Consider the following 13,146-nt stretch of genomic DNA (forward strand, 5'->3'; position numbering starts at 1 on the left):
GTCTTCGTGTGCGCCGCGTTCACGGCTCCCAAGTGATGTCCAAGCTCCAGCTGTTGGGCGGAGCGTAGTCGCTCCGGCCGACGATGCTGCGCGGAAACTGGAGCTCGATGAGGAAGCCGTTGTCGTGCGACTGGCGGGTCGAGTCCTCGGTTCCATCGGCACGCCGCGCCGTGAAGTAGCCCTCGATGTAGATACCCCGCACGTAGTCACGCAAGGCATGGGGAATGAGCGAGTCGGCGTTGATGCCGGCGCGGATGATGGGGCTGCGGAAGCCCTCGTCTCCCATCTCGATGCGGATGGTCGGGATGATCTCGCCGAACTGCTCGCGCAGGGCAAGCGTCGCGACACCGAAGGCCACGCCCGCCAGGAAGTCGGTGGCCTCGGCGGCGGCGCCCTGCGGGTTGTTGCTGTCCGACTGCAGCGCCCGGTCGATGCGCGTGTCGCCGGTCAGCAGCAGCGAGATGATCTCGCCCTGGTCGCTGACACCCTCGATGCTGGTGGTGAAGCGCACCTCGGGCCGGCTCAGCGTGCCGCTGACCTCCACGCCCACCGTGTCGCCTGGGCGGTTCCGCAGCGTGTGCGTCGCGACGAGCGAAACCACCGGGTCGACCTCCTCCGTGTTGCGGAACAGCATCGAGCCGCTCTCCACGTCGAACACCTTGCCGAACACGGAGAAGTTGCCGCGGTGCAAGCGCGCGTCGCCGCGGATCTTGAAGGCGTCGCCCGCCATCGACACCTGCAGCTGCGCGGAGACTTGGGCGGCGAAGTCCTGCGCCGCGCTGCGCACCCAGAAGCGGTTCGCGGCATCGACGTCGATGAGCCAGACGAACGGCACCTCCGTCTCGCTCTCGCTCTCGTGCGTCTCGCCATAGACGTAGACGTCCGGGTGTGCGGCCAGCGAGATGGAGGAGCGTCCGCCGTCATCCGGCAAGCCGACGTCCAGACGCTCCACCACGATCTCGCCGAAGAGCGTGTCGGAGTTGCACTCACGCTGCGTGTTGTCGAGCTCGCACGACCGCTCTGCCGAGCAGATGCACGCGTTCAGCTCGGCTACTCCGTCCAGCGTGGCCATTACCGACCCCTCCTGACGCACCGGGAAGCCATCGGCGCGAGCGCGCAGGCCGCGGATGTAGCTGGGGCTGAGACGCTCGAAGCCCAGCTGACCGCTGAAGGTCACGTCTCCGTTGCCGTCGGCCGCGTGGAAGCGCTGCAGCTCGATCTCGCGCCCGTCGAAGATCATGTCTCCTTCCACATCCCGCAGACGCTGTCCGATGGAGCGCAGCTCGACGCGGCCATCGGTGAGCGCCAACGAGCCGTACCACGAGGGGTCGAGCGCGGCCCCGCGCGCGCTCAGCTCGCCATTGAGCAGGCCCTCCACCCCCGCCACGTCGCTGAGCCACGCCAGTGGTGCGCCGAGCGGCGTGTGGGTGAACAGGGCGTGCGCCTCGACCTCCGCTTCTTCCCCCACAGCGGGCAGCTGCGGGTCGCCCTCCCATGTGATGGGGACGCGACCCTCGATACGCGTCGTGCCGCCGTTCCACCACTCCGCGTCGACAGCGCCAGAGATGGCGTCGGAGGTCGCCTCCACCACCAGGTGGACGTCCGAGGGGTCGGTCTCGCGCAGGACGACGGCGCTGCGGCGGACACCGCGCACCAGCGTCCGCGCCCTGGCGCCGATGGCGTCGAGGTTCAGGCGCACGTACGGGTCCTCGCCGAAGAGGCGCGCCTCGAAGTCGCCGTCCAGGGGACCGCCGACGAAGTGGCAGACGCTCGGCAGCGAGGACATCTCCGCGCCGCGGATGGCACCCGCCACCACGATCTCGGGCCAGGAAGAGACGCCGGACGCGAGCCACGCGAGCGGATCGATGTCGGCGCCTGCGTTCATGGTGAGCACCCGGTACTCGCCCAGCACGCCCTCGATGAGCGCCTCGGCGCGCCCCCCGTCGAGCGTCACGAAGACCGTACCGCGCGGGTTGCTGTCTGCCGCGCACAGCTCGTCGCTCATGTCCCCCAACCAGTCGACCGCGCTGAAGACGTTGCCGTGCAGCGGCCAGCCGCCGCCGCCGCGTAGCGTTCCATCGATCGCCAGCCGCAGCTGCTCGGCGCCCGCTGGGAGCCCTTCGCGTACGGAGGGGGGCAGCACCTCGACGGTGCGAGGGGGCACCCGCACCGAGATCTGCCAGGGCAGGTAGGAGAGCAGCTCGATCGCGGAGCTGTCCTCTGCCGTCAGGCTGCTTAGCGCGAGGACCATGTTGCCCTCCAGCTCGAGCAGCAGCCCCTGGGCGTCGGTCGCCGTCGTGCGCACCATCATCAGGTTGGACTCGTCGTAGCGCAGGTCGCCGCTGACGTTGACGATGGGCCAGTCGGCGTAGCCCAACGTCGGCACGTTGAACGAGGCGTCGACCGTGGGCGTGTCGACGGTCCCCGCGATGTGCGCGTGTCCCTCGAGCGCGCCGCTCAGCTGGAGCGGAGTCTCGCTGGGGAAGAGGTCTCCGACCAGCGCGAGGTCCATGGAACGCGTGCTGATGTCCACGTAGTACGCGCTCTCCGCGAGCGCGACGGCGACGTCGGCCTCCTCGTCGTCCGGAGCGCCGCTGATCTTCACGATGAACGTCCCTCGGTCACCGAAGCGCACCTCGGCCGCGGCGGCGATGTCCCCGGGCTCGTACTCGGCCCAGGCGTGCTCGATCTCGATGGGATCCACCGTCAGCCAGCGCCCGTCGTGCAGGCGCCCGCGGGCGTAGACGTGTGGCGCGTGGTCGAGGTCACCGTCCAGCTGGACGCTCAGGTCGATGCTCCCCGAGGCGTCGATGGGCACCCCCGCGAAGTCTGCGATGTGCGCCACCGTGAGGCCCTCGACCGCCACGCGGATGTCATCGTTCCGGCGGGGGTGGTAGGAGCCAGTCACCTCGACGCTCTCGCCCTCGTTGCGCAGCGCAGTCGTGCCGAGGTCGATGCGGCCGTCGTCGTGTAGCACCAGGCCGCTGACCGTACCCGCGAGCCGTGCGTCCCCGGCAGCGACGCGCAGCAGGGGCGCCTCCACGTGGGTCGCTCCTTCGCCCATCTCGGCCTCCACCTCGAAGGCGATCAGCCTGCCTTCGTCGCGGAGCTCACCAACGCTCAGGTAGCGGTGTGGTCCGCCAACCAGGCTGACGCTGCCGCTCCCGAGTGGCACACCGGACACGACCAACTGCACGGGCGCCAGGTTCGCGTCCAATGAAGGAGCGGCGAGGTCCCCGAACAATCGTCCACGGAGAGGGACGCGAGCGGCCTCGACGGACCCGTAGCGCACTCCCGCGAGCGTCGCGGTCCCGGAGATGTCGTAACGCGGGATCTCGTCGGCGCTGCGCTCGAACCACACGTCGAAGCGCAGAGAAGAGCGTAGGCCGGGGACCGCCTCCGCGATGTTGGGGTCGCGGGCCACCTGCGGGATGTAGCCCACGATGTGCATGCGGACCGCACCCGCGGGGTCCACCGTGCCGGTCGCGCTGGCGTGTCCGCCGCCGTACGGAGTCTCGACCCTGTCGATGCGTACGCTCCCATCCGCGAGCAGCGTGGCGTTGGCCGAGACCGAAGGCACGCGCACGCCCTCGTACTCGAACGGCTCGATGTCTGCCGACAGTTGCGTCTCGCCTTCGGGGCCAGCCGCCGGGATGCGCAGACGCAGGTCGCCACGGACCGTGAGCTCGGGCGCGCTGGCGAGGACCGGGCCGAGGTTCAGGCCGTCGGTGTGGATGCGCACCTCGACGTCCCCTTCACTCGGCAGCTCGCCGGAGAGGGACACGGGTCCACCCGCGGTCTCGAGCGTGCCGCGCACCGCCAGCCGATCGGGTGGACCGCTGAGGCGGACGAACCCCTGCGTACGCCCGGTCAGGATGGACGCCCACTCGAACCCCAGCTCGGACAGGGTCTCCCCGTTGACGGGCTCAGCGTGGACGAGCAGGTCCAGCTCCGCGGTCGCCTCGGGCTCTCCAGGGGGTGGGGCGTACCCCAGCGCCACGTGCACCTGCTCGTCTCCCATGCTGGCCCGCGTGGTCACCTGTGTGCCGCGCTCGTCGCCGTAGATGACGCCCACCAGGTTCTCGATGCGACCCCGCCGAGGGAAGGGAGACACCACGTCGCCGCTCAGCGCGTAGACGCGGATCTCGGTCGTCTCGTGAAACTCCATGCGCCCATGGGCGTTGGTGCCCTCGATGCGCAGACCCGAGAGCCCGAGGATCTCCCCGAACACCGTCACACCTTCGAGCCGCAGATCGTCGACGATCGCGTGGAACGGCTCGCCCGTGCTCGGGCTCTTGTCGGTCGGCTCGAACGCCAAGAGGAATGTCGGCGTGCCCTCGCCATCGTCGATCAGCTCGAGCTCACCGCCGGTCAGGTGCGCGTGCGAGAAACGGAGCACGCCGTCTCGCAGCGCCGCGTAGTCGATGGCGAGCGAGATGCGGCTCCCTCGGATCACGGGACGGCCGCTCGGGTCGCGCAGGATGACGTCGCCCACCACGATCTCGTCCAGCCCCACGTAGTCGATGCGTCCGATCTCGAGCGACCCGTCGATCTGCGACGAGACCCAGTCCGTCAGCCCCCGGCCCAGCACGCGATGCCCCAGCGGCGAGTTGAGGTGATAGAGCACGCTGAGCAGCAAGAGCAGCAAGAGGACGAGCAGCCAGAGCAGCCCATCACGCCCGCCGCGCAAGACCCGCGCGACCATCAGAACGCCTCCCCGATGGTGAGGTGGATGGCGCCAGGGAAGCGGACGAAGCCGAGGTTCACGTAGTTGATGGGCGCCAGGTTGACCCCGCCACCGACCACCTGCGCGCGCTTCGAGAGGAACCCGATGTCGAGGCGCACGGGCCCCACCAAGGTCTGGTAGCGGAGCCCGAAGCCCGCCGCGAGGTGGATCTGGTCGAACCGGAAGCGGTCGCCGCGGTTGACGTCGCCCATGTCCGCGAACAGCACGACGCCGAAGTCTGGCGTGATGGGCGCTCGCAGCTCGATGCTGGCTTCCCAGCGCCGCAGGCCGCCCGAGTTGGCCTCCGAGCAGTCCGTGTCGGGGGGCGGGTTGTTGCGTGCGCACGCGGGTTGCACCCCGATCGCCTGCTGGTCCCCCAGGAAGCCGGGCGCGAAGCCACGGTGCGAACTGGGGCCACCGCCGCGCAGGCGGTACCGCTGAGGTCCGAGCAGCGCAGACACCTGGTCGAGCGACTGATCGGCGGAGCGGATGAGCATGACGCCGAGCCCGAAGCGCGCGGCGAGGACCATGTTCAGCGGGAGCGGCGCGTACGCTCGGGCCTCGGGCGTGAAGCGGTAGTACGTCCACGACGAGCCGAGAAAGGCCGGGGCTTGATGGAAGCCGAGCGAGAGGAAGAAGCCCTGATGCGGGGAACGGGAGTCGTCGCGCAGGTCGACCTGGGCGTACTCCTCGAAGAACAGCACGGAGTAGTCCGAGCTGCGCACCTGGTCGGTGGTGCGCTGCAAGTTGGAGTGGAGGCCGCCGCTGAGGATCAACTTGCCGCCGAAGAAGGGGCGGCTCACGCGTACGGCAGCGTCTACATCGTGGCGGAAGAAGCCCTGGTTGGGGTCGGGGCCGAGGTCCCAGTGGCTGTTGAGCGTGAGGGTGGTACGCGACTCGATGAACGCGGGTTGTCGGAACTCGAGCTTCAGCACGTTACCGAAGCGCGGTTGGATGCCGTTCTCGGAGCGTGTCTGGAAGATGAGGCGTGGCCGGTCTTCGAGTCGGACGCGCCGCAGGCCGCCCAGGAAGTCGCGGTGCTCGACGAACGCGAGCACGTGCGCGTCCCACTGGGGGGTGCTGCTGGAGGTGTTCTGTTCGTCGACGACCTGGCCGGTCTCCACACCCACGCCCACGCCGTAGCGGAAGTTGCGGCCACGGCGCACGCGGATGGTGACGTCCACCTCACCCGTGCAGAGCCCCGCTTCGTCGCGCCGCGGGTTGCCGATGACGTCCACCTCCGCGAAGGCGCCGAGTCCGTATACCGCGCGTTGGGCGACCCGCATGGCCTGCTCAGAATACGGGGCGCCACGGCGGATGTCCGCCGTGCCCCGAATGGTCGCGGTCGGCACGTCGTCGCCTTCGACGGTGACGCTCGAGACCACGCACTGGGGTCCCAGGCGCACCCACAGCTTGACGTCGGCCAGCCGCTCGTCGCGGTTGATGTCGACGCGCCCCTCCACGTGGCCGCACGCGTATCCCTCACGCGCCAGCGCGTCACTCAGCGCGCGCTTGCTGCGTTCGTAGATGGCCTCGTCGAAGGGCGCGTCGGGTTCCAGCTCGATGGCGCGCGTGAGCGCCGACGCGATGGACTGGGGGAGGCCTGCGTCGGCTACGCGCGCGAACTCTGAGGCGCTCTCCGGCTGGGCGTCGGGATCGGCGGCGGCGCTCTCCTCGCTCGCGTCGGGAGCTGGTGTCTGGCCTTCGTCCTGGCTCTGCGCGTCTGGGTCGTCGGAGGTGGGGGGCGGGGGCGGCGTTGGGCTCGCAGGATTTGCGCGCTGCTCGTGCGACACGAGCAACACGACCTGGCGCGTGACGACGGGCTCTCCTTCCGAGACGTGGACGGTGACCTCCACTTCGCAGCCCTGGTTCCGACCGTTGCGCTCGCACGGGGCATCGTCTCCGTCGCCCTCCACGCGGTCGGACTCTGCCGCGGCCTCGGGGGTGATCTCCACGTGCACGACCTCGGCGTCGTAGTACCCGCGTGCGCGATACCAACGCTCGATGCGGCGCAGGTCGCGTTCGAACACGGAAAGGTCCCAGGTGGGCCAGTCCGACCAAGGCCAGCGCCACAACCTCAGCGTGTTCGTTCCACCGTCGAACGGTGGTTCGCCGCACGTCGGGTCGGAAGCGGTCCCGAAGTCGATGCCCACGCTGCTGCGTTCCCGTGTTGCCAAGCACGCGGCGAGGGCGTTCGCGTCGAGATCCTCGACACCCTCGAAGCGCAGCCGGTGCACGCCGTAGCTGTCGCGGGGGATGGTGGCGCAGCCCGCCCACAGCCACAGGGCGCTCGACGCGAGGGCCCAGACCGTCGTCCGGGTGAACGCGCTACGGCCGAGCGACGTGCGCCGCCGCGGCGGTGCGTCGAGCGGGGGTGGACCGGTGCGCGGGGGGTTCACGGTGCGACCTGGGGAGCACGAAGGCATGCGGCCTCGGCCGTCACGGCTCGAGCGGCACGGACTCCGGGAGCTCGAGCCGCACGTCCCCCGGGGGCGCTGCGTTGAGGGTGAGGTAGCCGTTCAGGTCCGTGAACGCCGCGAAGGCGCTGCCGTCAGCAAAGCGGAGGACCACCCACCGATTGACCAGCAGCGTGCGCTCGTCGCCCGCGAACGCGAACGTGCGGACGTCGCGCGTGCGAGCCTCCGCGGGCATCGGCGTGGCGCGCCGGCAGAACCCCAACAGGGTGTCGGTGAGCTCGTTCGCCAGGCAGCGGGCGCGGACCTGCGACCACTCCTCCATCGCCGCATGCGTGGCGCCCGGCGCGACGGCGGCAGACGCCACGAACTGCAGCGCCGCGGCCCGCACTGGGAGCTGGTGAGGTCGCTGGGCGAGCGCTGAGGCAGACAGGCGCGACGAGCAGCGTTCGTGGCCCAGCGCTCGTAGACCCACCAAGACGTTGGCGCGCAGGTGAGGCTCCCGTCGGTCCAACAGGCCACACAGCGCGTCGCGCAGTGGGTCGCGCCCTTCCTCTGGGTCTGCGACGGGTGCGCCGCGCTGCGTCGCGAGCCGTGCGAGGACGTAGCTGACGGCCGTGGGGATGGGGAAGGGGCGCTCGGTCGCATCGACCAAGCGCGTGACGTCTTCGTCGTCCAGGTCACGCAGTGTCGCCGCGCGGCCCATGGCCGAGGCTGCTGCTGCGGCGACACGTGCATCTCCGCTTCCCAGCGCATCGCGGAGGACCGCGAGAGACCCCGCGCCGCCCAGCTCTCCGAGCGCCGCGAGCGCTTGGTAGCGCAGCGCGCCATGACCTCGCTGCGCGTGGGCCCGCAGACGCTCGCGAGCGGGCTCGTCGACCCGGCCGAGGGCCAGGAGCGCGTGCATGGCCCGGGACGCGAGCGCGCGATCACGCCCGTCGACCAGCGCGTCGAGCTGTGTCGCCAGCGTGGCGCGGCGCGCGTCCGCGAGCTGCGCACCTAGCCGCCGCAGCGCGTCCGTCAGCGCCGTCAGCAGCGCGTGGCGGTCGCGGGGGGCGCGGCTCATCAGCTCGGTCGCGACGCGCTCGACGCCGGCCTCGTCCATGACCTGGCCAAGCGCGATGGCAGCCTCGTAGCGGGTCTCTGCGTCCGTGTCGGCGAGCAGCGGGAAGAGGGCGTCGCTGCTCCCCGGGTCTCCCAACGCGCCCAGGGCTCGCAGAACGGCGCGGCGCAGCGCGGCGTCCGAGTGTGACAGCAGCGGTCGCAGCGCGGGGAGGGCACGCGGCTCGGCGAGGCTGCCCAGCAGCCGAACGATCCGCAGGCGCGCCTCGCCCCGCGCGTTGGGGAGGGCATCCAGCAGCGGGTCTGCCGCGCGACCATCCGCGCCGAAGCGCGCCAAGTAGGCATCTAGCGCGTCGAGCGCCGCGCTCTGCGTGCCCGCGTCGGCGTGGCCCACGTGCTCCAGGATCGGCACGAGCGCCACGTCCCCACCCAGACGCCCAAGCGCCAGCAGCAAGGGCGCGGCGGCGCCTCGGCCCGTGCGGAGCGCCTCCAGCAACGCGGGCACGGCGCGCTCGTCCGGCTGGGTCTCGGCGACCTCCGCCAAGATGCGCCCGATGGCCGTCGCATGTTGGTGGCTCGCGGTGGCCAAGCGATCCGCCAGCGCCGGCACCAGGGCATCGTCCAGGTTGGAGCGCGCCCGCTGCACCAAGGCGTCCATCGCGATGGTCTGCGCTCCGGGGATGCTGCCCAATGCGTCGAGGATGACCTGCGAGGCGCGTGGATCCGGGATGGGCGCGAGCGCGTCGAGAGCGGCGGCGCGCAGGCGCACGTCGGGTTGCTCGAGCAGGCCTCTCAGCGAATCGATCGCGCGCGGTGAGCGCAGCTGACCGAGCGCGAGCGTCGCCGTGAGTCGCGCCTCCTCGACCGTGTCGCGCGTGCCCAGCGCGAGCGCGGAGAGGGCGCGGACGTCTCCGAGGGATCCGAGCGCCGCGAACACCGCGACGCGCACCTCGGCCGAGTCATCACGCGCGCGCCCGATCAGTGGGACCACGGCGCGCTCGTCGCGTAGACCGCCGAGCGCCGTCGCGGCCGCGATCCGCACCGTCACGTCGTCGTCGTCGAGGCGCCCCAGCAGCGGCGTGATCACGTCGGTGCCGCCGATGGACGCGAGCGCGTCGATCGCAGCGATGCGGACGTCGGCAGCGGTGTCGCCGAGCGTGCGGATCAGAGCGGGGAGGGAGCCTGCGTCGTTCATGGCACCCAGGGCTCGCGCCGCCGACGCGCGCGTGTCGCCCTGAGGGTCCAGGAGCCACTCGCTGAGCTCGGGGATGGCCTCGGTCAGCTGTAGCCGTCCGCACGCCTCGGCCGCCTCGTTGCGCACGTCGGCGTCTGGATCGGCCAGGGCGCCCAGGATGGCACTCCGCGCGCGCGGCGACGGATAGCCCGCCAGCAGCCGGACGATGTCACGGCGGCGGCCCGCTTCCGCGACGCGCAGCTCCTCGGCCAGGTGGTCGACGCGGCCCTGCCACTCGAAGCCCAGCGATGCGAGCACGAGCAGCAGGAGCGACAACCGCCCCGGCCAGCGGAGGGAGCCCGAGCGAGGGCGTGGGGTGGGACGCGGTGGCGGGGCGTACACGGCGAGAGAGTAGCAGTTGTGCGCCCATAGACGAACCCTCCCTTCCTCTTCCGACGGGCCGTTCGGGCCTCCTCAGTGCGCCGCGCCGGCCATGTCGATTGCCCAGCGCACGTCCACCACCCCGTCGAAGGGATGCACCCGCAGTGCGTCGAGGGCGTGGTAGACGCAGCTCGGTGCGACGCCCTCGGCCGCCGGCCCGTGCAGCAGGACGCCTACGACGGATCCGGTCGCACCGTCGAGGCGCGCGTCCACGAAGAGCGTGCCGGCGTTCGGCCCGTGGCACAGGCGCACAGCGTCTGCGTGGGGCTGGATGGCCGCGTCGAGCTCTTCGACCGAAGGGGGTCCGTTCTCCACGGGGACGATGGGGATGTCCGCCACGTCCGAGAACTCCACCACAGTCGGCGAGGGGGCCGCGACCGGCGCGGCGCTGGGCGTGGAGTCGCTCGGCGACGCGGGGCCCGTGTCCCGGCACGCGGCCCAGCGCGCCTCGCGTCTCGCTTGGCTGCGGCGACTGCGACGCCCCCCTCCGCCGAAGTTCGGGGTGCTGCCGCTGGTGGCGGCGGCGGCGATGACGACCCCTACCACCACGACGGCTCCCAGCGTCATCCCGATCACGCGCGCGACGGCGCGCCCTCGCAGCTGGCGGCACTCGCGGCGTTGCGCCGCGCTGGCGCCATGGGCGCAGCCGACGCTGGAGATCGACGAGCTGACGAGGAGCGCGAGGCTCATGACGAGGGCGAGGAGCTTGGGGCGGTTGGGAGGAGGCTGCGTGGTCATGGTGCTTCGAGGTAGATCAGCTGTACGCCGAATCCGATCGCGGCGCCCCCATCGCGGCCAACCGCGTCGATGATCTCGACCAGGCCGCCATAGGGTCGGACGCGCCAGCGCGAGTCGCGCAGGCCAGGGAGGTTCAGGGTCGTCCCGACCTGGATCTGGACCCAGGACGCCGACGGCATGATCTCGAACAGCAGGTCGAGCTGTCGCTCTCGCCTCAGGGGGAAGCGTAGACGCAGGTTCCCGTGGGTGCCGACCGCCTCCCGGTCGACGACGGTGCCGCCCAGGTCGAGCTGCGCGTGGACGCCGTCCAGGGCGCCGGCCCGCAGATGGAGGCGCGCGATGGCCGCGGTCCCCTGGGCGCGGCGGGTCCGTTCGTCCACGCGCAGGTAGGTCACGCCCACGCCCACGCCAGCGGCCACCAGGCGGGTTTCGTACCCGGCGACGACGCTCGCGTCCGCGACCCCGATGTGATCGCGTTCGGCGACCCCGTAAGCCAGCGGGCCGAGACGGAGGAGCGAGAAGAACGCGCGCTGGGCGCGGAAGCGCCACTCGCCCGCGAACGCGGCACCATCGATGTCGCCGCCGAAGCCCGTCAGAGACAACGACACGCGGTGACCGCTGCGTCGCGCAGGGGCCCAGCGCGCCTCCCGTCGCTCCCGACGAGCTGCACGCGCAGCGTCGGGGTCGCTCCCGGTGGCGACGGCTGGGGGCACATACTGCGGGACCTCCACCAGCAAGCCCTCTGCAGGGGCGATGGGGGACGCTTCCCCGTAGAGGTATGGGTCGGGGGCCGTGGCGTAGGGCGGTGGCAGATCGGACGGTGCGTCGGCCGCGTCGCCAGGGGGCTGGGCCGTCGGTGCGTCGGCTCGCAGCCGGTCGGGTTGGAGCGCTGACGGGGCGAGGGTTGGTTCTGCGCCCAGTGTCGGGCGCGCCGGGGTAGGCTCTGCCAGGTCCGCGGCGCCATCGGTCTGGGCGAGCGCGGTGGACGCGCGGGGCGCGAGCAGCAGGAGCACGACCGACAGCACATGGGTGGCTGGCGCGCTACGTCCCATCCGTGCGCCGACCACTCGGGCTGTCAGTCGACAACCGGCATCTCCATCTCGAATTGGACTTGCACCTGATCTCCGCCGTCGAAGGTCGCGGTGTACGCCACCTCGATGTCGCCCTGGTCGTTGGTGGACATCTCCAGCGTCACGTCGCTCGCCTCCTGCTCGAAGGTCGGCGCGGCCTCGTCGCCGACGCAGGTCCAGACCTTGAGCTGCCCGGCCTCGCGGGCGTCGCGCACGAGCAGCGCTGGACCCTGGCGTACGAACTGCACGGTAGCGGTGCGCTCCTGCATGTCCAGGTCGAGGACCTCGATCGTGTGGGTGAGTTCCGCGCCGCTCTCCGTGGTGGCGTCCAGCTCGAGGCGCCATCCGTCCGGCAGGCAGTACCCCGAGGCGCGGGTGCTGCCTGGGACGATCCGCTCGCCGTCGACGGTACCGCTGACGCGCGCCTCGTCCACCACGAGGAAGCCGGTGGCACCAGCGGGCAGCTCGTCCCAGCTGACACAGCCGCCGAGGGCGAAGGAGACGGCGAGCAGCGTCGCCGCCCGTCGCGGGGACAGGAGGTGGGTGCGCATGAGGCCTTCAGCATATCGTCCACCCCAAGCGCCGGCAACGGGGGTACCTTCGCAGTCATGAAACGACTCCCGAACAATGCGCGCGCAGTGGTCACCGGCGGTGGCAGTGGTCTCGGACGGGCCTTGTGTCAGGACCTGGCTGGGCGTGGCGCCCGCGTGCTGGTGACCGACGTCAACCTGGGCACGGCCGAGGAGACGGCAGACATGCTGCGCCGCAGCGGCGCGGAGGCGCACGCCATGACCGTCGACGTGCGCGACCACCTGCAGGTCGCGGCCATGGAGGCCTATGCGACCGAGCTGTGGGGCGGTACCGACGTGCTGGTCAACAACGCGGGCCTCGCCGTGGTGGGCGAGCTGGGCCTCATCCCGGTGGAGGAGTGGCAGTTCCAGGTGGACGTCAACCTCATGGGCGTGATCTGGGGCTGTCACTACTTCGGGCCCAAGATGGTCGCGCAGAAGAGCGGCTTCATCCTGAACGTGGCGAGCTCGGCGGGTCTGCTCGCGGCACCCACGATGGGCCCCTACAACGTGACCAAGGCGGGCGTCGTGGCGCTGTCCGAGACGCTCTTCGCCGAGATCGGGCCCAAGGGTGTGACGGTGGCCGCGCTGTGCCCGACCTTCCTGCGTACCAACATCCACAAGGACGCGCGCGCCTTCGGCGGCAACACCGGCGAGAAGACCGACAAGCTGGTGACGGAGGCCAAGTGGAGCGCCGAGGAGGTGGCCAAGGTGGCGGTCGACGAGCTGCTGCGGGGCACGCTCTACATCATCCCGCAGACCGACGGAAAGGTGCTGTGGCGCGCCAAGCGTGCGCTCGGTCAGAACTTCTACGCCGCCCTGCGCGCAGGCTTCGGCCGCATGGTGGACCCGACCGCCAAGTGAGTGACGCGCCGCCGCGGGAGCCCGACCGCCTCGACGAGCTGCTGCGTGACGTGCGCGCGTTCGTCGCGGAGCGGGAGTGGGAGCCCTA

General features: G+C 71.2%; 7 protein-coding genes. 1 reads left to right on the forward strand and 6 read right to left on the reverse strand.

All coding sequences use genetic code 11. From position 1 onward, the window contains the following. Nucleotides 1–19: 19 nt before the first annotated feature. The 6 genes from H6726_10680 to H6726_10705 all read right to left on the reverse strand — a co-directional run bounded on the left by H6726_10680 (nt 20) and on the right by H6726_10705 (nt 12,176). On the reverse strand, nt 20–4,705 hold the full coding sequence (locus tag H6726_10680; protein MCB9658102.1) for a translocation/assembly module TamB domain-containing protein: 4,686 nt from the start codon (nt 4,703–4,705) through the stop codon (nt 20–22). Beyond that, nucleotides 4,705–7,125, reverse strand: coding sequence for a BamA/TamA family outer membrane protein (locus H6726_10685; GenBank protein ID MCB9658103.1), 2,421 nt, complete (start codon nt 7,123–7,125; stop codon nt 4,705–4,707). The genes H6726_10680 and H6726_10685 overlap by 1 nt, the downstream gene beginning before the upstream one ends. A 40-nt stretch (nt 7,126–7,165) precedes the next feature. Next, nucleotides 7,166–9,778 carry a HEAT repeat domain-containing protein gene (locus H6726_10690; GenBank protein MCB9658104.1) on the reverse strand — a complete coding sequence of 871 codons (2,613 nt, stop codon included), beginning with the start codon at nt 9,776–9,778 and terminating at the stop codon, nt 7,166–7,168. A gap of 72 nt (nt 9,779–9,850) precedes the next feature. Then, nucleotides 9,851–10,555: a hypothetical protein gene (locus H6726_10695; protein ID MCB9658105.1), complete on the reverse strand. Its 705-nt coding sequence runs from the start codon at nt 10,553–10,555 to the stop codon at nt 9,851–9,853. After that, complete coding sequence (locus tag H6726_10700) at nt 10,552–11,568, reverse strand: hypothetical protein (GenBank protein MCB9658106.1); 1,017 nt, start codon at nt 11,566–11,568, stop codon at nt 10,552–10,554. Before H6726_10700 ends, H6726_10695 begins: the two co-directional genes overlap by 4 nt. A 62-nt stretch (nt 11,569–11,630) precedes the next feature. After that, nucleotides 11,631–12,176 (reverse strand): hypothetical protein, encoded by a 546-nt coding sequence (locus tag H6726_10705; GenBank protein ID MCB9658107.1) that lies wholly within the window; start codon nt 12,174–12,176, stop codon nt 11,631–11,633. 57 nt (nt 12,177–12,233) lie between these two features. Between H6726_10705 and H6726_10710 the strand changes: the two genes are divergently transcribed. Next, entirely contained in the window at nt 12,234–13,058 is an 825-nt protein-coding gene (locus H6726_10710; GenBank protein ID MCB9658108.1) for an SDR family NAD(P)-dependent oxidoreductase, read from the forward strand. The last annotated feature ends 88 nt before the right edge of the window (nt 13,059–13,146 follow it).

It is taken from the genome of Sandaracinaceae bacterium (genome assembly GCA_020633055.1).
In the GTDB taxonomy this organism is placed as follows: Bacteria; Myxococcota_A; Polyangia; order Polyangiales; family Houyiibacteriaceae; genus JADJJE01.